General features: G+C 73.6%; 20 protein-coding genes. 6 read left to right on the top strand and 14 right to left on the bottom strand.

The annotated features are described in order from the left end of the window. Positions 1-23: 23 nt before the first annotated feature. On the bottom strand, positions 24-668 hold the full coding sequence (locus HNR61_RS38125; RefSeq protein WP_220510301.1) for a TetR family transcriptional regulator C-terminal domain-containing protein: 645 nt from the start codon (positions 666-668) through the stop codon (positions 24-26). Between the two features lie 52 nt (positions 669-720). Here HNR61_RS38125 and HNR61_RS38120 point away from each other — a divergent pair, with 52 nt between their 5' ends. Both HNR61_RS38120 and speB read left to right on the top strand, forming a co-directional pair. After that, entirely contained in the window at positions 721-2178 is a 1458-nt protein-coding gene (locus HNR61_RS38120) for a purine-cytosine permease family protein (RefSeq protein WP_182848012.1), read from the top strand. A 32-nt stretch (positions 2179-2210) separates the two neighbouring features. Continuing rightward, a complete protein-coding gene (gene speB / locus HNR61_RS38115; protein WP_182848011.1) occupies positions 2211-3236 on the top strand; it encodes an agmatinase in 1026 nt (341 codons plus the stop codon). 65 nt (positions 3237-3301) lie between these two features. Here speB and HNR61_RS38110 read toward each other — a convergent pair whose 3' ends face one another. The 9 genes from HNR61_RS38110 to HNR61_RS38070 all read right to left on the bottom strand — a co-directional run bounded on the left by HNR61_RS38110 (position 3302) and on the right by HNR61_RS38070 (position 13457). Next, complete coding sequence (locus HNR61_RS38110; RefSeq protein WP_246444750.1) at positions 3302-4552, bottom strand: MFS transporter; 1251 nt, start codon at positions 4550-4552, stop codon at positions 3302-3304. Between the two features lie 300 nt (positions 4553-4852). Further along, positions 4853-5278 (bottom strand): hypothetical protein, encoded by a 426-nt coding sequence (locus HNR61_RS38105; RefSeq protein WP_182848009.1) that lies wholly within the window; start codon positions 5276-5278, stop codon positions 4853-4855. Between the two features lie 185 nt (positions 5279-5463). After that, positions 5464-6504 carry a 2-hydroxyacid dehydrogenase gene (locus tag HNR61_RS38100; protein WP_182848008.1) on the bottom strand — a complete coding sequence of 347 codons (1041 nt, stop codon included), beginning with the start codon at positions 6502-6504 and terminating at the stop codon, positions 5464-5466. A gap of 23 nt (positions 6505-6527) precedes the next feature. After that, complete coding sequence (locus HNR61_RS38095; protein ID WP_182848007.1) at positions 6528-7187, bottom strand: histidine phosphatase family protein; 660 nt, start codon at positions 7185-7187, stop codon at positions 6528-6530. Then, on the bottom strand, positions 7184-8635 hold the full coding sequence (locus tag HNR61_RS38090; RefSeq protein WP_312898301.1) for an FGGY family carbohydrate kinase: 1452 nt from the start codon (positions 8633-8635) through the stop codon (positions 7184-7186). Before HNR61_RS38090 ends, HNR61_RS38095 begins: the two co-directional genes overlap by 4 nt. A gap of 38 nt (positions 8636-8673) precedes the next feature. Continuing rightward, positions 8674-10194: an FGGY-family carbohydrate kinase gene (locus HNR61_RS38085; RefSeq protein ID WP_182848005.1), complete on the bottom strand. Its 1521-nt coding sequence runs from the start codon at positions 10192-10194 to the stop codon at positions 8674-8676. A gap of 18 nt (positions 10195-10212) precedes the next feature. Then, positions 10213-11454, bottom strand: coding sequence for a sugar ABC transporter permease (locus tag HNR61_RS38080; RefSeq protein WP_182848004.1), 1242 nt, complete (start codon positions 11452-11454; stop codon positions 10213-10215). Then, positions 11447-12313: an ATP-binding cassette domain-containing protein gene (locus tag HNR61_RS38075; RefSeq protein ID WP_182848003.1), complete on the bottom strand. Its 867-nt coding sequence runs from the start codon at positions 12311-12313 to the stop codon at positions 11447-11449. Before HNR61_RS38075 ends, HNR61_RS38080 begins: the two co-directional genes overlap by 8 nt. 70 nt (positions 12314-12383) lie before the next feature. Further along, the gene (locus tag HNR61_RS38070; RefSeq protein ID WP_182848002.1) at positions 12384-13457 is read right to left on the bottom strand and encodes a substrate-binding domain-containing protein; all 1074 of its coding nucleotides are present in this window, start codon (positions 13455-13457) and stop codon (positions 12384-12386) included. 347 nt (positions 13458-13804) lie between these two features. On the opposite strand from HNR61_RS38070, the gene HNR61_RS38065 reads away from it, so the two are divergent. The 3 genes from HNR61_RS38065 to HNR61_RS38055 all read left to right on the top strand — a co-directional run bounded on the left by HNR61_RS38065 (position 13805) and on the right by HNR61_RS38055 (position 17138). Continuing rightward, positions 13805-14653, top strand: coding sequence for a DeoR/GlpR family DNA-binding transcription regulator (locus HNR61_RS38065; protein WP_312898300.1), 849 nt, complete (start codon positions 13805-13807; stop codon positions 14651-14653). Between the two features lie 156 nt (positions 14654-14809). Next, positions 14810-15958 carry a glycerophosphodiester phosphodiesterase gene (locus tag HNR61_RS38060; protein ID WP_182848000.1) on the top strand — a complete coding sequence of 383 codons (1149 nt, stop codon included), beginning with the start codon at positions 14810-14812 and terminating at the stop codon, positions 15956-15958. Positions 15959-15989: 31 nt separating this feature from the next. Further along, positions 15990-17138: a hypothetical protein gene (locus HNR61_RS38055; protein ID WP_182847999.1), complete on the top strand. Its 1149-nt coding sequence runs from the start codon at positions 15990-15992 to the stop codon at positions 17136-17138. Between the two features lie 45 nt (positions 17139-17183). Here HNR61_RS38055 and HNR61_RS38050 read toward each other — a convergent pair whose 3' ends face one another. Continuing rightward, complete coding sequence (locus HNR61_RS38050; RefSeq protein ID WP_182847998.1) at positions 17184-17699, bottom strand: SgcJ/EcaC family oxidoreductase; 516 nt, start codon at positions 17697-17699, stop codon at positions 17184-17186. A 141-nt stretch (positions 17700-17840) separates the two neighbouring features. Next, positions 17841-18410 carry a TetR/AcrR family transcriptional regulator gene (locus HNR61_RS38045; RefSeq protein WP_182847997.1) on the bottom strand — a complete coding sequence of 190 codons (570 nt, stop codon included), beginning with the start codon at positions 18408-18410 and terminating at the stop codon, positions 17841-17843. 66 nt (positions 18411-18476) lie between these two features. Between HNR61_RS38045 and HNR61_RS38040 the strand changes: the two genes are divergently transcribed. After that, positions 18477-18974, top strand: coding sequence for an FBP domain-containing protein (locus HNR61_RS38040; RefSeq protein ID WP_182847996.1), 498 nt, complete (start codon positions 18477-18479; stop codon positions 18972-18974). A gap of 14 nt (positions 18975-18988) precedes the next feature. On the opposite strand, the gene HNR61_RS38035 is transcribed toward HNR61_RS38040, so the two are convergent. Together HNR61_RS38035 and HNR61_RS38030 are read right to left on the bottom strand one after the other, a co-directional pair. Next, complete coding sequence (locus HNR61_RS38035; RefSeq protein WP_182847995.1) at positions 18989-19708, bottom strand: DJ-1/PfpI family protein; 720 nt, start codon at positions 19706-19708, stop codon at positions 18989-18991. 118 nt (positions 19709-19826) lie between these two features. Then, positions 19827-20273 (bottom strand): MarR family winged helix-turn-helix transcriptional regulator, encoded by a 447-nt coding sequence (locus tag HNR61_RS38030; protein ID WP_182847994.1) that lies wholly within the window; start codon positions 20271-20273, stop codon positions 19827-19829. Positions 20274-20368: the final 95 nt, after the last annotated feature.

Raw genomic sequence — 20368 nt, 5'->3', positions numbered from 1 at the left:
GCTCCAAAGGGTGTCGGTGCGGATCAGTGTGGTGCGGCCGGACGCCCGGCCAGGCGTCCGTCCGCGAGTTCGAGGTCGCGTTCGGCGATGGTGACGGCCATGTTCGTGATGACCTCGGGGTGGTCGTCGCGGCCGGTGTTGGCGTGGGAGGCGAGCCCGTCCAGGACGACGAGGATCCGCATGGCGGTCAGCTCGGGGTCGGTGGCCCGGAACTCGCCGGCGGCCGCGCCGTCCCGGATCAGGCCCGCCAGGCGGTCGCGCCACAGCGCCTCCTGGTGGTGGACGCGTTCGCGCAGGGTGGCGCGGTAGCGGCTGAGGTGCCGGGCGTTCAGCCACAGCCGGCTCATCTCGTCGTACCGCTCCCCCGAGGTCAGCGCGAAGAAGCGCGCGAGGTGCCCGGTGGCGTCGCCGTCCGGCCGGACGGCCGGGATCAGCTCCTCCAGCTCCGCGGACGCGGCGGCGCCGAACGCCTCGGCGACCAGGTCCTCGGCGGCCGGGAAGTAGTGGCTGATCAGCCCGGGCCGGACGGCCAGCTCGTCGGCGACCCGCCGCAGCGTCACGCATTCCAGGCCTTCGGCCAGGGCGATCGCCGAGGCGGCCGCGACGATCTCGGCGCGGCGCGTCTCCGGCGTCTTGCGAACGCGTTTCGGCTGTGCTCTTGACAACACGCCTCCCAAGTTATTGGTTATGCGACCAATAGAACAAGTCCGGAGGACCTGCATGGCATCCACGATTCCAGACCCCCTGGACGGCCCCGCCCCCGTCAGCCCGTTCCCCGCCGGGACCGACCGCGCAGGAACCGACCGCGCGGGCCGCGTCGAGGCGCGCGGCATCGACTTCATCCCGGACGGCGAGCGGCACGGCCGGGCGCGGGAGCTGTTCGCCGTGTGGGCCGCGCCGAACGTCAGCTACCTGTCGCTCGTCGTCGGCGGCGCGCTGGTCCTGATGGGCCTGAACCTCTGGCAGTCGCTCACCCTGATCGTCGTGGGCAACCTGTTCTGGCTGCTGGTCGGCCTGATCGCCACCAGCGGCCCGGCCGCGGGCGCCCCCAGCGAAGTGATCATGCGGGCGATGTACGGGATCCGGGGCAACCGGGTGATCATCGCGATCACCGGCTGGTTCGTCTCCGTCAACTACCTCGCGCTGAACTGGGCGGCGGCCTCGCTGGCCGCGTTCGGGCTGCTGGGCGGCCTCGGCGTGCCCGTCGGCACCCCGGTCAAGATCGTGACCATCGTGGCGATCGCGGCCGCGACCCTCGCCATCAGCGTGTACGGGCACGCCACCATCGTGAAGCTGTACCCGCTGCTGACGTGGGCGCTCACCGCCGCGTTCGCCGTCCTCGCGGTGTACGTCCTCAGGCACGCGCACTGGGACCACCAGCCCGCCGAACCCCTGCGCGGCCCGGCGCTGTGGGCCGCGCTCACCGCCGCCCTCGCGCTCGTCGCCTCGGCGCCGCTGTCGTACAACAACAGCGCCGACTTCTCCCGGTACCTGCCGCGCGCCACCTCACCGAAGGCCGTCGCGGGCTGGACGGCGCTCGGCGCGTTCATCCCGTCCGTGCTGTTCACGGCGCTCGGAACGCTCGCCGGGACCGCCGTCGACATGACGGACCCGCAGACCGCGCTCGCCGCGATCCTGCCGGACTGGTTCGAACCGGTGTTCCTGCTGTCGGTCATCATCGGCACCATCGCCAACAACGCCATGACCGCCTACAGCTCGGGCCTCGCGCTCCAGGCGGTCGGCCTGCGTCTTCGCAGGTCGCGCAGCGTGGCGCTGGACGGCGCCCTCGGCCTCGCGCTGACCCTGTACGCGCTGCTCGTCTCCGACTTCCTCGACACCGTCAGCAACCTGCTCCAGGTCATGGTCGTGCTGCTCGGCCCCAGCATGGCGGTCTACGCGACCGACGTCCTGTGGCGCCGCAACCGGTACGACGGCCGCGCGCTGGGCGACGAGAGGCGCGGCGGCCCGTTCTGGTACACCGGCGGCGTCAACCCGGCCGGGGTGATCGCCCTGCTCACCGGCGCCGCCGTGGCCTCCCAGTGCGTGAACACGCCGATGTACACCGGCGCGATCGCGAAGGCGGCCGGCGGGGTGGATCTCTCCCTTCCCGCGGGCATGGTGATCTCCGCGGGCCTGTACGTCCTGCTGATGCGGTCCCGCCGCGCCGCCATCCGTTGATTTCGTCCTTTTCCGAACACCAGGAGACGTCCATGACCCCGCCAGAGCGTTACGGCCCGCAGTTCGGCCCCGACATCACCTTCCTCGGGGTGCCGCGCTGCACGTGGTCGGACCCGTCCACCTACGCCGACGCGGACGTGGTGATCCTGGGCGCGCCGTTCGACGGCGGCACGTCCCACCGGCCCGGCACCCGGTTCGGCCCCCAGTACATCCGGCAGACCTGCTACCTGCCGCACGACGGGTCGCGTCCGTCCCTGGCGTTGCGCGTGGACGGGTTGCAGGGCGACCTGACCGTGTACGACGCCGGAGATGTCGAGATGTACTCGGGCGACGCCGAGCGCTCCGTCCGGGACCTGCAGGAGGCCGTCCACACCGTCACCGCGAACGGGGCGATCCCGCTGGTCCTGGGCGGCGACCACACCATCGCCTGGCCGGACGCCGCGGGCGTGGCGCAGCACCTGGGCCAGGGCCGCGTCTCGATGATCCATTTCGACGCGCACGCCGACACCGGGGACATCGAGTTCGGCTCGCTGATCGGGCACGGCCAGCCGATGCGGCGGCTGATCGAGTCCGGCGCCCTGCGCGGCGACCGGTTCCTGCAGATGGGCCTGCGCGGCTACTGGCCCGGTCCCGAGACGCTCGCCTGGATGGCCGAGCAGGGCATGCGCTCGTACGAGATGACGGAGATCGTCGCCCGCGGGCTGGACGAGTGCCTCACCGAGGCGTTCGCGATCGCCACCGACGAGTGCGACGGCGTGTTCCTGTCGGTCGACATCGACGTGTGCGACCCCGGGCACGCCCCCGGCACCGGCACGCCGGAGCCCGGCGGCCTCACCGCCCGCCAGCTCCTGGACGCGGTCCGCCGCATCGCCTACGAGCTGCCCGTCGCCGGGATCGACGTCGTCGAGGTGTCGCCTCCCTACGACCACGCCGACATCACGTCCGCGCTGGCCAACCGCGTCGTCCTGGAGGCGCTGTCGGGCATCGCGCGCCGCCGCCGCGACACCCGCGACGGCACCGCGTGGGACCCCCGGCAGCCCCTCCTCGACGGCCGCTGACCCGACCCCCGGCCCGGCCGCCGACGTCCGACGACGGCCGGGCCCACCACCGGCGCGCGGCCGGATCAGCACGGCCGCGATAAGACCGCATCCGGGTCTCCGACCAGGCGGACGCACCGCACCGACCTCAGCAGCAAGGGCGCCAGCCCCGCCACCGCGATGACGCACGCGCACACCAGCAGGGTCCCCGTCGCCCCCGCCGCCGCCAGCAAGGGGCCGGTCAGCAGGTAGACCCCTGGAGCGGCGGCTACCTGCACCGTGTCGGTGTAGTTGGTCACCCGGCCTTGCAGGTCGGCCGGGACCTGCTGCTGGACGGCGCTGCGCCAGGCGACCATCGCCATGGCCAGCCCGCCGGCCCCCGCCGCGGCCGCCGCCATCGCACCGCCCAGCGGCGCCCGCACCGCGAACGCCACCGGCGGCAACGCCAGCAGGCTGCTCCCGGCGCACGCGACCCACATCGCCCGCCGGGGCTCCGCCAGCAAACTCACCGCCGCGCCCGCGGCCATCCCGGCGGCGAACGCCGCGGTGATCCAGCCCCACGCGGCCGCGCCCCCGTGATGGGCGGCGGCGTGCGCCGGGCCCAGGATGAAGAACGCCAGGTGCCAGAAGGGCACCAGCACGGCCCCGGCGAGGGTGTGGGACCACAGCCAGGTCCTGGTGGTGATCGCCTGCCAGCCCTGCCGCGTCTCGGCGGCGAACCCCGCGCGCGCCCGCCGCACGGGCGGGACCCGGACTCCCCGCAGCACCAGCACGGAGATCCCGGTGAGCACCGCGTTCGCGCCCAATCCCGCCGCCGGGCCCGCTCCGGCGACCACCGCACCGCCGACCGGCGGCCCCACCATCCTGATCGCGTACATCGTCAGCTTCGTCAGCGCGTTGGCGGCGGGCAGCTGCCGGACGGGGACCAGGTCGCGGGAGACACCCGCGCCCGCGCCGCCCGACAGCGCTCCGGCCCCGGCGGCCACCGCCGCGGTGACCGCCAGGTTCCACACGGCCGCGCGGCCGGACGCGGCCAGCACCGCCTCGACGGCCAGCGTGACGGTCACGACGCCACCGGCGCAGGCCATGGCCGTGACCCTCGGCAGGCGGTCGGCGACCGTCCCGAGGATCGGGGTCAGCACGATCGTGGCGACCATCTGGGCCAGCATCACCGTGGCGATTCCCGGCGCGCCCGCTCCGCAGGCCAGCACCGTGAACGCCACCGCGCCGGTCGCCATCGTCGAGCCGAACGTGTTGATGCGGCCCGCGACGAAGAACCGGAGATAGTGCGGGTTGCCGCGCAGCGGCGCCACCGCCCGGCGCAGCCGGGCCCGCATCAGCACGCCCGCCGCGCGTGACAGGCCCGGGTCCCCGGCGGGACCGGCGGCGCAGCGGGATGCCGGGTCATGGGTCCCTCCCGAACGACTGAGGCCGGTGACCAGGACGGCGGGTCCTCACAGTGTGGCCGTCGCCTCGCCCTCGGAGCGAGGCCGGACACGTCCCGGCGCGGTGAGGTCCTGGTGGCGTCGAGGTGCGTTCGATGGTCCGGCGGGACGGACCCGGCAGGGGGAGGCGCGGGAGGCCGGGCGGGGCCCCGGGTCGGGGTGTGCCCGGCCTCCCGGTTCGGTCCGTGGCGGCTACCTGACCGAGAAACTTCCCTGCACGCGCACGTCGACCTCGCGGCTGGGTCCGGCGATGAGCTGGACGTTCTGGGTGTATCCGGTGGTGTTGTGCCAGATCTCGCCGCCCTGGCCCGGCGACAGGGGCTTCGTGCAGCCGTAGTCCCTGCCGCCGCCCGCGGGCTCGACGCAGAACGCGATCTGCTTCCCGCCCGAGGCGGCGAGATGGGCGTGCACCCTCTTGCCGTGCTCGACCAGGAAGGGGCGGCTGCACACGGCGAAGGCGAGCGCGAAGCCGGGGACGACGCAGTCCACGGCCGTGGCCACCTTCGCCGCCGGGGCGCCATGGGCCTGTTCCGCGTTCGCCGCGCCCGCTCCGGTCCCCGCCATCACGGTCGCGGCCGCGAGAGCGAACGTCGTCCGGACGGTGTTTCGTCGTGCCATGTCGTGCTTCCCTCCGTTGCCGTGTGAAGGGCGGCCGCCGTGGCGGCGGACCGCCCTTCCTTGTGACAACAGAATGGCCTGAATTGACTACTGAAAGTAACATTCGGTGGGATGAGCTGCTGTTCCTTCCGTCGGCGTAGTTTCGTTCCGCCCTGCGGAGGAGCCCGCGCCGACGGGCCGGGCGGTCAGCGGCGGTCCTGCTTCAGGACCTCGGGGTTGGCGCAGTGGGCCAGGGGCTCGCCGCGCAGGTGGCGGGCGACGTCCCCGGCGAGGATGTGGGCGGCGTTCATGGCCGTCTGCTTGCTGGCCCCGGCCAGGTGCGGAGTGACGGTGAGGTTGGGGGTGGTCAGCAGCCTCGACCCGGCGGGGATCGGCTCCTCGGGGAAGACGTCGCAGGCGGCCGCGTAGAGGTGGCCGCTGTCCAGGGCGTCGCAGAGGGCGTCGTGGTCCAGCAGCGCCCCGCGGGCGCAGTTGACGACGACCGCCCCGGCGGGGAGCGCGGCGAGCTCGGCCTTGCCGATCATGCCGGTGGTCTCGGGTGTGACGCGGGCGTGCAGGGAGAGGATCTGCGCGCGGGACAGCAGGTCGGCGAACGGCACCTGCTCGGCGACGCCGTCGAGGTCGGCGGCGTAGGGGTCGTGGACGAGCACGCGGGCGCCGAGCGCGTTCAGCATGCGGGCGACCCGGCGGCCGACCGCGCCGTAGCCGACCAGGCCGACGGTGCTGCCCTCGATCTCGGGGCCGACCTGCTCGTAGCGGTAGTAGTCGCCGCGCCACACGCCCGTGTGCAGGTCGGAATGGGTCTGCGGGATGCGCCGCACCGCCGCCATGATCATCCCGAGGGTGTGCTCGGCGGTGGCGGCGGCGTTGCGGCCCGGGGCGAAGGCGACCGCGACGCCGTGCTCGGTGGCGGCCTCCAGGTTCGCGTTGACCGGGCCGCCCCGGCTGACGCCGAAGAAGGCCAGGTCGGGGCAGGCCTCCAGGACGCGGCGGGTCAGCGGGGCCATCTGGGTCAGGCAGATCCGGACGCCGCGCAGCGCCTCGATCATCTGCTCCTCGGTGCCCGACGCCTCGTCGACCTCGCCGACCCGGCCGAACGGCTCCACGGGCCAGGGCAGGGTGAGCTCGGTGAACTCCAGGTCGGCGGAGGTCTCGGCGCGGACGGCCTCGACGAGGAGCCGGTTGAGGACGAAGTGGTCGCCGGCGGCGAGGACACGGGTGGGCATGGGGACTCCTGGTTCGTGGCGGTCTAGTGCGCGTGGGTGGTCCGGGAGCGGTGGCCGCCGCCCGGCGCGCCGATCGCCCCGACCAGCGGGGTGTTGAACTCCAGCAGCGCGACGCTCCCGTCGGTCAGCTCGATCTCGGTGAGGGCGCAGTTGCGCACCGAGGGGAACACCCGCCGGTAGTCGCGCAGGGGCAGGGACAGGTAGCGGCACAGCACCAGGCGGATCGCCGTGGTGTGGGCGACGACCATGACGCGGCCGTCGGGATGCCGGGTGACGATGTCGTCGAGGCAGGCGGTGAAGCGGTCCGCCGCCGCCTGCGGGTCCTCCCCGCCGGGGAGGTGGCCGCTGACCGGGTCGTCGTGGAACGCCGCGAGCGCGTCGGGGAAGCGTTCGCGCATCTCGGCGCGGGTGAGCCCCTCGGCGCGGCCGAAGTCCAGCTCGCGCAGGCGCGGGTCGACCCGGAGCGGCAGCCCGGTGGCCTCGGCGCTGAACGCCGCGGTCAGCCGGGCCCGGGTCAGGTCCGACGACCAGAGCGCGGACAGGCCCGCCTGCTGCGCCCAGCCGGCCAGCAGTCCGGCCTGCTCCAGCCCGCGCGGGGTCAGCGCGACGTCGGTGACCCCGGCGTACCGGTTCTCGGCGTGCCATTCGGTCTCGCCGTGGCGGACCAGGACCAGGCGGGTCATGAGGACGTCCTTTCCCGTGCGTGGGCGGCGACCGGCGTGGGCAGCCAGCCGCGCCGTTCCAGCTCGTCGACCAGGCCGAGGTAGCCGTCGTCGAACCGGGCGAGGTGTGAGGGGCGGGGATCCAGGGTCGCGCGGACGGTGACCATCCCGGCGGCGACCTCGGGCATCGGCCGGTCGGCCGAGGCCGCCAGCACCGCGGCGCCCAGGGCGGGCTCGGCGTGCTCGGGCAGGATCACCGGGCGGCCGAGGATGTCGGCGCGCAGCCGGCACCAGTAGGCGCTCCGGGTGGCCCCGCCGGTCAGCGTGAGGTCGCCGTCGACGGGCGCGCCGAGCAGGTCGAGGTAGTCGAAGCACAACCGTTCGACGTAGCCGACGCCCTGCAGGATCGAGGCGAACCGGTCGGCCTCGTCGCGGGGGTCCCCGAGGACGAAGCCGTGCGCGCCGGGCGCGACGAAGGGGAACCGCTCCCCCGCCGAGACCAGCGGGTAGGTCACCGCGCCGGAGGGCTCGTACGCCCCGGCGGCGCGGTCGAGCTCGGCCAGGTCACGGCCGGGGAAGTCGCGGGAGAGGATGCCCGCGCCGGTGCTGGAGGCGCCGCCGGGCAGCCACCGGCCGTCGGGGGCGCGGTGGGAGTAGACGACGCCGTAGGGGTCCTGGACCAGGTCGTCGGTGACGCCCTTGAGCACGAGCGTGGTGCCGAGGACCGCGTTCCAGGAGCCGACGGTGAGGCGGCCGGTGCCGAGCTGGGCGGCGCAGCCGTCGGTGCATCCGGCGATCACCGGGATGCCGGCGGGCAGGCCGGTGGCGTCGGCGGCGGCCGCGCAGACGGTGCCGAGCGGCGTTCCGGAACGTTCCAGCGGCGGGAGCAGGCCGGCGGGGACGCCGAGTTCGTCCAGGACGTGCCGCGGCCAGTCCTCGGCGACCAGGTCGGCGCCGGTCTTCAGCGCGCTGCTCAGGTCGCTGGCGACCGGGTGTCCGGTGAGGCGGGCGTTGACGAAGTCGGTCTGGTGGGCCAGGCGGACCCCGCCGGCGGGCAGGTCGCGGTGGTGCTCCAGCAGCCACAGCAGCTTGGGCAGCGCCCAGGCGGGCTGCATGCGCTGGTAGCCGAGCCGCCGCCACACCTCGCCGCCCGCCCGGTCGACGCGTTCGACCTGGTCGGCGGCGCGCATGTCGTCGTACATCAGGCCGGGCGTCAGCGGGCGGCCCGCGCCGTCGGTCAGCAGGACGGTGCCGGAGGTGCCGTCCACCGCGACCGCCTGCACGGCCTCGGCGGGGACGTCGCGCAGCGCCTGGCGGCAGGCCGCGCCCACCGCCGTCCACCACCGCTCCGGGTCCTGTTCGTGCCGGGGGCCGTCGCGGCGGCCGGTCAGCGGGTGGCCGCCGGTGCCGCGCACCTCCCCTCCGGCCGTGACGGCGAGGGCCCGGACGCCCTGGGTGCCCAGGTCCACCCCGATCCATACCGCTTCTTCCCGGGCGCTTGGCCGGGTCACAGAGTCCCCCTGTCGCTTCGGTCGCGGTCCCGTGCGGACGCCAGGATCGGCCAGGTCGCCGCGGCGGCGTTCCGCACGTCGAGAAAGGTCCGGTGCATCCGCGCGTAGAACCCGGCGCGGTGCGGGTCGGGCTCGTGGGCGTCGCCGACGCGCACGTGGGCGGCGGCGGCCCGGCCGATGCCGTCCGCCCGGCCGGTGGCGACCGTCCCGACCAGGAACGCGCCGCGCGCCCCGGCCTCGGCGTCGGCGGTGCGGACGACCGGCACGCCGGTGACGTCGGCCATCATCCGCAGCCACGCCGCGCTGGCCGACCCGCCGCCGCTGACGCGCAGCTCGGTGGGCGGGGTCCCGGCGGCCTCCAGGCAGTCGCGGACGACCAGGGTCAGCCCTTCGAGCACGGCGCGGGCCATGTGCCGCCGCTCGTGGTCGACGGTCAGGCCGTGGAACGCGCCGCGCGCCTTCGGGTCCAGGAACGGCGCGCGCTCGCCCGCCGGGGACAGGTAGGGCAGGAACACCAGCCCCCCGGCCCCGGCGGGGGCGTCCCCGGCCAGGTCCAGCAGGGCCTTGGGGTCGCCGTCCAGCCCGAGCAGGCGGCAGGCCCAGTCGATGACCTGGCCCCCGGCCAGCGTCGGGAACGCCCGCAGGTAGCGGCCGCCCGCCAGGCCCAGCGCCACCGTCAGCCCGGACGGCTCGCCGTCCGGCCGCGGCTCGTCGATGATCGTCTCGGTGCACAGGGTGGTGCCGAGGATGACGCACGACTGGCCGGTGTCGGTGGCCCCCGCGCCGAACGCGGTCGCGGCGATGTCGTAGGGCGCGAGGACGACCGGGGTGTCGGCGGGCAGGCCCAGCTCGCCGGCGGCCGCGGCCGTCAGGCCCGCCACGCGCCGGTCGTCGGTCAGCACCTCGGGCAGCAGCGGCCGCGCCCACTCCATGTCGTACAGGCGCAGCAGCTCGTCCGAGTAGCGGCGCGCGGCGATGTCCAGGAACGGGACCGAGGCGTCGGACTCGTCCACCGCAATCACCCCGGTGAGCCGGGAGAAGATCCAGCCGCCGCAGGTCAGGGCCGTGGCCGACCGGGCCAGGCGCTCCGGGTCGTGGGCGCGCAGCCAGGTGAGGATCGCGGTGGGCACGCCGGCGAACGACAGCGACCCGTTGGTCCGGAACGCCTCGGCCAGCACGCCCGCCCCGATCCACCGCTCGACGGTCGCGGCGGCGCGGCCGTCGTTCCACAGGATCGCCGGGCCGGTCGGGCGGCCCGCCGCGTCCACCAGCCAGCAGCCGTCGCCCTGCGCGGTGATCGCCAGGTAGGACACCGGCGCGCCGCCGAGCCGCTCGCGCACCTCGCGCACGCCGTCCGCGACCGCCGCCCAGACCGCGTCCATGTCCTGCTCGGCGTGGCCGGGCGCGGGCCGCCGCACCTCGGTGGGACGGCGGACGACGATCTGCTCGCCGCCGTCGTCGCCGTAGCCGACCACCTTGATCATCGTGGTGCCCGCGTCGACGCACACGACCGCCATCGCAGCTCTCCCTTCCGTTCAGGCCCGGCCGCGGGAGGCGCGCGAGCGGCGGGCGACCGAGTCCAGCGCCACCGCCAGCAGCAGCACCACGCCGGTGACCATGAACCGGTAGGAGGAGTCCAGGTTCAGCAGCGTCAGCCCGTTGGAGATGGACTGGATGACGAGCATGCCGAGCAGCGCCGCGAACGCGCCGCCGCGCCCGCCGAACAGGCTCGTCCCCCCGATGACGGCGGCGGCGATGGCGTTGAGGTTGACGTCACCCGCCCCGGTGCTCTGGTTGGCCGCCGCCAGCCGGGCCGCGGCGAGCACGCCGCCGATCGCCGCCAGCGTGGTGCAGGCGACGAAGGCGGAGGTGTAGACCGCGCGCACGTTGATGCCCGCGCGGCGGGCCGCCTCGACGTTGCCGCCGACGGCGTACACGGCCTTGCCGTACCGGGTGCGCGTCAGCACGTAGTGCGCGGCCAGCACCAGGGCCAGGAAGAACACGAACATCCAGCCGACGCCCCGGTCCTGGTTGAGGTACCAGACCGCCAGGCCGAGCCCGGCCAGCACCGCGACGCTGCGCAGGATCAGGAAGCGTTCGCCGGTGGCCGACAGGCCCGCCTTACGGCGGGCCGAGGCGCGGGCGTGCCCGGCGGCGTACAGCGCGACGGCGGCGACGACGACCAGCGCGTACGCCAGCCACGCCGGGACGAAGTCCAGCTGCGCGAAGGTGACCAGCCGCGAGTCGAACGGCAGGTTGATCGCGCCCTTGGGGCCCAGGATGTGCAGTTGCAGGCCGAGGAAGCCCAGCAGCCCGGCCAGCGTGATGACGAAGCTGGGCACGCCGAAGCGGTTGAAGACCACCGCGTACACCCCGCCGATCGCGCAGCCCAGCGCGACGGCGGCCAGCACCGACAGCCACGGGTTGAGGCCCTGGTCGACGAAGAGCACGGCGGTCACCGCCGCGGCGACGCCGCTGAGCGAGCCGACCGACAGGTCGATCTGCCCGACCAGCAGCATGAACACCACGCCGAGCGCGATCACCCCGATCGGCACCATCTCCATGAGGAGGTTGGACAGGTTGGTGCTGGACAGGAAGACCGGGTTGAGGATCTGCATGACCGTCCAGATGACGATCAGCCCGGCGACCACGGGCGCCACGCCCAGGTCGCCGCCGCGCATCCGGTCGGTGAGGGCGGCGAGCGCGCCGCGCGGCCCGGTCGGTCCGCCGGGGTCGGCCGGGGCGGCCTGCGGGGGCCGGACGTCCAGGTCACTCATCGTCGGCACCTTCCTTCTCGGCCCGGTCGGCGGGCCTCGTCGCCGCGCGGCGCGCCCGGCGCGTCACCTCGTTGTCGGTGGCGCCGGTGATGGCCGCGACGATCTCCTCGGCGGAGGTGGACGCCGCGTCGAACACCCCGTTGTTGCGGCCGAGGCGCAGCACCGCGACGGTGTCGGCGACCGCCTTCACGTCGGCCATGTTGTGGCTGATCATGATGACCCCGTGGCCGCGCTCGCGGAGCCGCTCGATCAGGTTGAGCACCTCGGCGGTCTGCGCCACGCCGAGCGCGGCGGTGGGCTCGTCCAGAATGATGATCTTCGGGTCGCCCAGCAGGGACCGGGCGATCGCCACCGTCTGGCGCTGCCCGCCCGACAGCCCGGCGACCGGCACCCGCACCGACGGGATCTTGGCCGAGAGCTGCTGGAGCAGCTCGCGCGAGCGCACCTCCATCGTCACCTCGTCCAGCCGGAGCCCGCGCAGCTCGCGGCCCAGGAACAGGTTCTCGATGACGTTGAGGTTCTCGCACAGCGCGAGGTCCTGGAACACCGTCGCGATGCCGAGCTGCTGGGCCGCGGCCGGGGTGGGGACGTCCACCGTCCGCGACTCGAAGGTGATGGTCCCCGAGTCCGGCGGGTGCACGCCCGACAACGTCTTGACCAGGGTGGACTTGCCGGCGCCGTTGTCGCCCACCAGGGCGACGACCTCGCCCGCGGACACGTCGAGGTCGACGTCGGTGAGCGCGGCGACCGCGCCGAAGGACTTGCTGATGCCGCGCAGCGACAGCAGCGGGGCGGGCTTGCCGCCGGTCCCGGCGTCCGCCGGGGCGGGCCGGGGTGGCGAGGAAGGCGATGAGGACATGACCGAACCTTCGTGGGGCGGATGGCGCCTCCCCGCCCGGACCGGGCGGGGAGGTCGCCACCGGGGATCGCTACTTGATGCCGAGCTTGGCGCAGGCCGCGGCGTACACGCCGGTGCAGACCTGGGACGGTTCCAGCGCGCCGCCGGGCTTGACCAGGTCCTTGACGTTCTGCCGGGTCACCACGGTGGGGGTGAACAGCTCCGACGGGGTGCCGAACAGGGTGGTGTTGCCCTGGGGCCTCTTGCCCTGGATGAAGCCGTGGGCGGCGACGGCCGCGGCCTCGGCCACGATCTTGATGGGCTTGGAGATGGTGTTGTACTGGTCGCCGGCCACGACCCGCTGGACCGCGGCCAGCTCGGCGTCGTTGCCGGTCACCGGCGGCACCTTCTTGCCGGCCGCCTTGAACGCCGCGACCGACGCCCCGCCGGTGCCGTCGTTGGCGGCGACCACGCCGGCGATCTGGCCGTCGAACTTGCTGATCTGACTGCTCACCCAGCCCTGCGCCTTGGCCGGCTCCCAGCCCGGGGTGTCGAACTCGGCCAGCAGCTTGAAGCCGCTGGGGTCGACCGCGCTGTGGATGCCCTTCTTGATCAGGCCCGCGGCCGCGTCGGTGGGCGAGCCGTTCACCTGGAGCAGCCCGCCCTCGGCCTTGGTCTCCTTCAGGTGGTCGACCAGCGACTTGCCGATCATGGCGCCGAGCTTCTCGTTGTCGAAGGACACGTAGTAGTCGGCCTTGGCCGCCGGGATCGGCCGGTCGTAGGCGATGACCGGGATCTTGCGCGACTGCGCCATCCGCACGGTCGAGGCCGCGGCGGCCGAGTCGACCGGGTCGATGACGATCGCCTTGACACCCTGGGCGAGTGCCGAGGTGGCCTGCTGCTGCTGCTTGGCGGCGTCGGCGTTGGCGTTCTGGTAGAGGACCTCGCAGCCGCCGCACAGTTCCTTGATCTTGGCCTTGAACAGCGGCGCGTCGTACTGCTCGTAGCGGGTCGAGGCGATGTCGGGCATCAGGAACGCGATCTTGGCGTTCTCCGCGCCGCCCGATCCCGATCCCGAGCCCCCGGAGGAGCAGGCCGCGGCCGGGACGAGCACGGCCAGCGCCACGGCGGCCGAGGCGGCCGCCCGGAAGGAAAGCTTCTTCACTGCGTTCTCCTCGATGTCCCGCCCGTGAAGAGGGGCGGCGGCTGGGGTGGTGCAGCGGCCGCGCACCGCACCGCTGCGGTTGTGAACACAACACCCGTTCGCCCATGAGTGTCAACATCTCGCGTGAAATTCACATCGAACTCTGTGACTTGGCGAGCCCCTAACGTGAGATTCGTAACTTGCCTCCGGTCCAACGAGGGAACTTTCACCCGCCAGCACTGGACTCTTCAGCCCGCTCCCCGGCATTCCAGGCGCGGAAGCCCGTTGTGCGTAGTATGTTATTTCAAACATCAACGTCACAGCGACGCCCCGCCGCCCGCGGCGGAGGGCCCGAGAAGGGGAACCCGGTGACCCACGACACGCCCCCGAGCACGACCGATCCGGACGCCGACGGCGGGAACGCCCGCCGGCGCCGGGAGGCCATCCGCCAGCGGGTGATCGACGAGAGGTTCGTGCGCATCAAGGACCTGGCCGCGGCCCACGGCGTCAGCACCATGACCATCCACCGCGACCTGGACGACCTGCAGACCACCGGCTGGCTGCGCAAGGTGCGGGGCGGGGCGACCGCCGAGCCGTCGGCCAGCTACCACGGCGACGTCCGGCACCGCCGCCAGGCGATGGCCGACGAGAAGCGCGCGCTGGCCGAGGCCGCGGCGCACCTGGTCGGCGTGGGCGCCACCGTGATGATCGACGAGAGCACCACCGCGCTGGAACTGGCCCGGCTGCTGCCCGCCCGCGGCCCGGTCACGGTGATCACCAATTTCCTCGCCGCGGTGAACGCGCTGACCGGCGAGTCCGGCGTCGACCTCATCGCGCTCGGCGGCGCCTACTATCCCGCCTACGACGCCTTCCTCGGGCTGCGCACCACCGAGGCGATCCGGTCGCTGCGCGCCGACATGCTCTTCATGTCCACCACCGCGATCACCAACGGCCAGTGCTACCACCAGTCGCAGGAGACCGTCGCGGTCAAGCGCGCGCTGATGGAGTCGGCCGACCGGCGGGTGCTGCTGGCCGACCACAGCAAGTTCACCAAGAACGGCCTGTTCCAGCTCGCCCCGCTGACCGACTTCGACCTGGTCGTCGTGGATGCCGCCACCCCCGAGGCCGAGGTCGCCGCCCAGCGCTCCCGGGGCGTGCGGCTGCACGTCGCCGGAACGGACGGCATGCCGTCCTGGCCGCCGTCGGCAGAGCGCTGAGCTGGGCGTTCGTTAACCCGAACGACCGCGGACGTTACCCGGCGGGCCATCGCGGGCCCGTGGTCCGGGGCTTGACAACCGGGATACGGTTCCGGGCCAGGCGATGATCTTCCAACGAGGGAGCGCCTTCGGGATCATCGCGGACAAGGAGCCCCCATGGTCTCTGGCAGCGTGAGGCGGCGCACGAGGACCGCCGTCCTGGCGGCGTCCGCGGCGCTGTTGCCCCTGCTGGTCGCCGCGGGCCCGGCCGGGGCCGCCCCGCCGGCCGCCGACCGCCCCGGCCGCGCGGACCGGCCGGCCCCCGCACCGCTGGTCATCGGCCACCGCGGCGCGGCGGGCTACCGGCCCGAGCACACCGCGGCCTCCTACGAACTGGCCGCGCGGATGGGCGCGGACTACATCGAGCCGGACCTCGTCCCGACCAGGGACGGCCAGCTTGTGTCAAGGCACGAGAACGAGATCGGCGGCACCACCGACGTGGCGAGCCGCCCGGAGTTCGCGGGCCGCAGGACCACCAAGACCATCGACGGACGCCAGGTCACCGGCTGGTTCACCGAGGACTTCACCCTCGCCGAGCTGAAGACGCTGCGCGCCGTGGAACGGCTGCCCGCCGTCCGCCAGCGCAACACCGTTTACAACGGCCGGTACCAGATCCTGACCCTCCAGGAGATCATCGATCTGGCCGCGCGGCTCGGCCGCGAGCAGCACCGGCGGATCGGCGTCTTCCCCGAGACCAAGCACCCGACCTACTTCCGCTCGATCGGCCTGCCGCTGGAGCCCCGGCTCGTCGCGACCCTGCGGCGCAACGGTTTGGACCGTTCCGACGGCCGGGTCATCGTCCAGTCGTTCGAACCGTCCAGCCTCCGGCTGCTCGACCGGTCGCTGCGCGTCCCCGTCTGGCAGGCGATCGGCACCACCGGCGCGCCGTACGACACGGTCGCGTCGGGCCGGGGCCCGACGTACGCGCGGATGACCACCCCCGCCGGGCTCAAGGAGATCTCCACCTACGCCGACTGGATCGGCCCGGACAAGTCCCTGGTCATCCGGCCCGCGGCCGACGGCACCCTGGGCGCGCCGACGGCGCTGGTGAAGGACGCCCACGCCGCCGGGCTGAGGGTCGGCGCCTACACGTTCCGGAACGAGAACCAGTTCCTGCCGGCGGCCCTGCGCACCGGCGCCGCCCCGAACGACTACGGCCAGGCGCTCGCGGAGTACGACGCCTTCCTGAAGGCGGGCGTGGACGCCCTGGTCACCGACAACCCCGACACCGCCCTCGCCGCGCGGGCCGAGCGCCCCGCCCGCTGACCTCCCCTCCCCGACGACAGAAAGCCCCCTCATGCGCACTCTGCTCCTGAGCTCCGTCCTCGGCGCGGCCGTCGCCGCCGCCACCCCCGGCGTCGCCACCGCCGCCGTCACCGCTCCGGCCCGCCCCGCCCCTCCCCCGAAGGAGGTCTACGGCGGCGCCTGGAAGTCCGGGCACGTGCAGGGCATCGCGGTGGACCGGCGCGCGGGCCACATGTACTTCTCGTTCACCAACCTGCTGGTGAAGACCGACATGGCGGGCAGGCCGGTCGGCTCGGTCACCGGGTTCACCGGCCACCTGGGCGACCTGGCGTTCAACGCCGAGGACGGCCGGGTCTACGGCTCGCTGGAGTACAAGGCGGCCAAGTCGTTCTACATCGCCGTCTTCGACGTCAGGAAGATCGACCGGATGGACATGAGCGCCGAGGACTCCGGCGTGGTCTCGACGGTCTACCTCAAGGAGGTGGTGGACGACTACACCGCCGACATGAACGGCGACGGCGTCTTCGACGGCAACACCGGCGCCACCCCCGACCACCGGTACGGATGCAGCGGCATCGACGGCGTCGCGTTCGGTCCGGCGTTCGGCAAGCGCGGCGGGCAGCAGCGCCTGACGGTCGCCTACGGCGTGTACTCCAACACCAGCCGGGCGGACAACGACCACCAGGTGCTGTTGCAGTACGACGTGCGCCGCTGGAAGCGCTACGAGAAGCCGCTCACCCAGGAGGCCCCGCACACCAGCGGTCCCGCCGCCACCAACGGCAAGTACTTCGTCTACACCGGCAACACCACCTACGGCGTGCAGAACCTCGAGTACGACCCGAGCGCCCGCACCTGGCTGATGGCGGCCTACAAGGGCGTCAAGCCCGCGTTCCCCAACTACTCCCTGTTCGCCGTCGACGGCACGGCGCGGCCGAGGGTCCGGCCGTTGCGGGGGCAGCCCGGCGGCGAGACCGGCAAGGTCCTGCCGCTCGCGCCGCGCGGCGAGCGGCACGCCGCCACCGGCGTCCGCGGCTGGTCGGGCTCGCCCGGCCAGTACGGGCTGGTCGCCCTCGGGCGCGGCCTGTACTACGTCGTCCAGGACGGCAAGGTCACCGAGGACGGCGTGACCAAGCAGACCGCCCGCGCCCGGCTCCACCGCTGGACGGGCGCGCCCCCGAACCCGTTCACCCGGCTCGGCTGATCGGCCCCGCCGGGCACGGCGGTGTGCCGTGCCCGGCGGTCCCGGTCAGGGAAGCGGGTCGACCCGGGTGTTCTGGAACGACTCCTGCAACCACCGGCCGTCCCGCTGCCGCGTCATCACGTTGGTGTTGACCGACAGCGAACCCTCGCGGCAGTCGCTCTGCCCGGCGTCGACCAGGCAGGTCGTCCGCACGATGACCGCGAGCCCCGGCGCGGGGAACCGCACGCGCTCGCCCAGGTAGCGGATCGCGCTGTCGGGGATGTACCTGTCGAAGTAGTACTGCATGCCGACCGCGATCCCCCGCCGCGTGCGGAGGTGCTCACCGTTGAACGTGACCAGGTCGCCGTCGTGGGTGAAGGTGGCGGCGAACGCCGCTCCGTCCTGACGCGCCCAGGCGTCGGCCTGCCGCTGCCGCAGGCGTTCGAACTCCCCGCGCGGGCCGGGTGGCCCCTGGTCCGCGGTCCGGCTCATCGCGGGTGAGGCGACCGGGAGCACGACGACGCCGAGCGTCGCGAGCGTGGCGCCCGCGGCGACGGCGAGCTTCGTCCACTGGGATGGCATCCGCTTCCCCTTGTCGGGTTGGAAGGAACCGTCACCGGCGAAGCTACGTTCGGGGCAAGGGCGAATCATCGGCCGCGGGTTGTCGGCCGGTCCGGGCCGTACACCGGCGGGCGTACTCCCCGTGGAGGCGGGACCGCCGGTTCACCCGGCGGAGGGCCAGTTCCGGAGGAGGGCGTCCAGGGCGTCCAGGCCCCTGGCCCACGACTCCTCCAGCCCGCGGGCGTGGGCGAACCCGTCGGCCTCCAGGCTCACGAACCCGTAGATCGTGCTGTGCAGCAGCCGCAGCGCGTGCGTCTGCTCGGATTCGGGCAGGTCGTAGGCGCGCAGGATCGCCCGCGTCAGCTCCGGGTGCCGGGAGGCCGCCGCGGCGGCGGCCTCCGACTCGGGATCCAGCCTCGTCCGCGTGGCGGAGTACCGGCCGGGGTGCGCCCTGGCGTAGTCCCGGTAGGCGTTGGCGAACGCCACCAGCGCGTCCTTGCCCGCCCTGCCCAGCATCGCGGCCGCGACACCGTCGGCGAGCTCCGTGAGGGCGAGGGTCGCCACCCGCGTCCGCAGGTCCTGCACGTTCCTGATGTGCGAGTACAGGCTCGGTTCGCGGACGCCGAACCGGCGCGCGAGCGCCGACACGGTCACCTTCTCGAAGCCGATCTCGTCCGCCAGCTCCGCCGCCGCCCGGGTCAGGCGTTCGGCCGTCAGCCCCGCTCCCGCCATGCGCACCGCTCCCTTAAGGTATTTAACCGTTTGCCTAATACATTTAGGGAGTATACCTTCGCTGCCATGAGACCGCTCACCGAACGCGACATCCGCCTGTCGTTCGTCAACTGCTCCAAGGGCGAGGCCAGGCGCCTCCATCTGCCCAAGGACCATACCGACCTGCCCTGGGACGACCTGGACTTCCTCGGCTGGCGAGATCCGGGGGCGCCGGAACGCGCCTATCTGGTCGCCGAACGCGACGGCCTCCTCGTCGGCGTCTCGCTGCGCGTGGCCTCGTCCGGGGCGCGCGGGTTCACCTCGCGCAGCATGTGCTCGCTGTGCCTGACCACGCGCACCGGAGGCGGCGTGGCGCTGATGACCGCGCGCCGCACCGGCGAGGCGGGCCGCCAGGGCAACTCGGTCGGGCAGTACCTGTGCACCGACCTGGCCTGTTCCCTGTACGTGCGCGGGAAGAAGGAGAGCGTGGCCAACGGCTCCCTCGACGAGTCCCTGCCGCAGGAGGAGAGGATCGCCCGCGCCCGGGCCAACCTGGACGCCTTCCTGGACAAGGTGACCGCGTAGGCGGGACGGGAGGGTCAGGCGCCGCCGCGCGAGTCGGAGCGCCAGACGGTGCCGCGCCGTTCGTACTCCAGGACCTTCTCGGCGAACAGCGCCGTCTCGGCCCCGTAGAACCGTTCGACCAGCCACAGCGCCAGGTCGAGGCCGGAGGTGACGCCGCCGGAGGTGACCAGGTCACCGTCGTCGACCACGCGGCCGTCGACGACCCGGCCGCCCCTGGCCCGCAGGTCCTGCTTGGCGGCGTGGTGGGTGGTGCAGGGACGGCCGTCGGTGATGCCGGCGGCGGCCAGCAGCAGCGTTCCGCTGCACACCCCCGCCAGGACCAGGCCGGGCCGCCGCGCGGCGGCCAGCGCCCGGGGCAGGACGCCGCGGCCGATCTGCCTCTCCACCGCCGATCCCTCGCCGAGCCCGCCGCCGGGCACCACGATCACATCGGCCGAACGCGGGGACCACGGGGACCGCACCTTGATCTCCATGCCGGAGAAGGTGGTCACCGTGCGCGGGCCCTCGGCGGTGACGAAGCTCTGCCGCACCCCGTGCTGGTCGGCGATGATGCCCAGCACCTCGACGGGACCGGCGAAGTCCTGCTCCTCCACCCCGTCGTAGAGCACCGTGTGCACCCGCAGCGGCCGGCGGGGCGGCCGGGGCGCGGCGTTCGCCTGGGCCGCCGGGAGCGTGCCGAGGCCGAGGCCGGTCGTGGCGGCCGCGCCCGCGAACAGGAGGTCGCGTCGGTTCATGCCAGGTCTCCTTGGTGGTGTCGGCGAGTGACCTTCAGGATGACTGAAGCTTATGGCCTGCTTCAGGCACCCTGAAGGTGGGGTCCGGCCAAGGCCGCACGTCTCGCCCAGTACCAGGTCAGGAGGGGGAAGGGTCCGAGAAGGCCGCACGCACGGCCGCCCCGATCCGCCGCTGGATCGGATCGGCGTCGGCACCGAACAGCCGCTCGTCGACCTCCGCCACGACCCGCCGCGCCCTCCGCAGCAGGAGCGCCCCTTCCTCGGTGACCTCCAGCGTCGAGGCCGACCCGGCGCGGGCGTTGCGGTCACGCACCAGCCCGGCGGCGACCAGCGCCTTCACCGCCCCGTGCACGCTCTGGACGGTGATCCCCGACATGCGCGCCAGCTCGCTGAAGGACGCGCCCGGCACGCCCGCGATGTGACCGAGCAGTCCGAGCCGGGCGACGGTCAGCCCCAACGGCGCGAGCGCGGCGTTGAACTCGGTCTCGACCCGGCGTGCCAGCGACAGCACCACGATGGAGGTGCTCGTCACGGGCGGGACCGGGCGGCCGTCATCGGTGGTCACCGCCCCAGTGTCCCGCAGACGGCCCTCCGCCTCGACCGTTGACGAGATGGCGCGCTGACGCCTTGCAGAAATTTTCAGAACAGGCTTCTCCGGAG

This window comes from Actinomadura kijaniata (assembly GCF_014138665.1).
Lineage (GTDB): Bacteria > Actinomycetota > Actinomycetes > Streptosporangiales > Streptosporangiaceae > Spirillospora > Spirillospora kijaniata.
This window is presented reverse-complemented; position numbering and strand designations above follow the sequence as displayed.

What these genes read in the sequence shown, in the direction of transcription:
- HNR61_RS38080 (WP_182848004.1), bottom strand. Translation starts at nt 11,454, where the DNA reads ATGAGTGACCTGGACGTCCGGCCCCCGCAGGCCGCCCCGGCCGACCCC.
- HNR61_RS38095 (WP_182848007.1), bottom strand. Translation starts at nt 7,187, where the DNA reads ATGACCCGCCTGGTCCTGGTCCGCCACGGCGAGACCGAATGGCACGCC.
- HNR61_RS38110 (WP_246444750.1), bottom strand. Translation starts at nt 4,552, where the DNA reads ATGCGGGCCCGGCTGCGCCGGGCGGTGGCGCCGCTGCGCGGCAACCCG.
- HNR61_RS38055 (WP_182847999.1), top strand. Translation starts at nt 15,990, where the DNA reads ATGCGCACTCTGCTCCTGAGCTCCGTCCTCGGCGCGGCCGTCGCCGCC.
- HNR61_RS38120 (WP_182848012.1), top strand. Translation starts at nt 721, where the DNA reads ATGGCATCCACGATTCCAGACCCCCTGGACGGCCCCGCCCCCGTCAGC.
- HNR61_RS38075 (WP_182848003.1), bottom strand. Translation starts at nt 12,313, where the DNA reads ATGTCCTCATCGCCTTCCTCGCCACCCCGGCCCGCCCCGGCGGACGCC.
- HNR61_RS38050 (WP_182847998.1), bottom strand. Translation starts at nt 17,699, where the DNA reads ATGCCATCCCAGTGGACGAAGCTCGCCGTCGCCGCGGGCGCCACGCTC.
- HNR61_RS38100 (WP_182848008.1), bottom strand. Translation starts at nt 6,504, where the DNA reads ATGCCCACCCGTGTCCTCGCCGCCGGCGACCACTTCGTCCTCAACCGG.
- HNR61_RS38085 (WP_182848005.1), bottom strand. Translation starts at nt 10,194, where the DNA reads ATGGCGGTCGTGTGCGTCGACGCGGGCACCACGATGATCAAGGTGGTC.
- HNR61_RS38105 (WP_182848009.1), bottom strand. Translation starts at nt 5,278, where the DNA reads ATGGCACGACGAAACACCGTCCGGACGACGTTCGCTCTCGCGGCCGCG.
- speB (WP_182848011.1), top strand. Translation starts at nt 2,211, where the DNA reads ATGACCCCGCCAGAGCGTTACGGCCCGCAGTTCGGCCCCGACATCACC.
- HNR61_RS38060 (WP_182848000.1), top strand. Translation starts at nt 14,810, where the DNA reads ATGGTCTCTGGCAGCGTGAGGCGGCGCACGAGGACCGCCGTCCTGGCG.
- HNR61_RS38040 (WP_182847996.1), top strand. Translation starts at nt 18,477, where the DNA reads ATGAGACCGCTCACCGAACGCGACATCCGCCTGTCGTTCGTCAACTGC.
- HNR61_RS38045 (WP_182847997.1), bottom strand. Translation starts at nt 18,410, where the DNA reads ATGGCGGGAGCGGGGCTGACGGCCGAACGCCTGACCCGGGCGGCGGCG.
- HNR61_RS38035 (WP_182847995.1), bottom strand. Translation starts at nt 19,708, where the DNA reads ATGAACCGACGCGACCTCCTGTTCGCGGGCGCGGCCGCCACGACCGGC.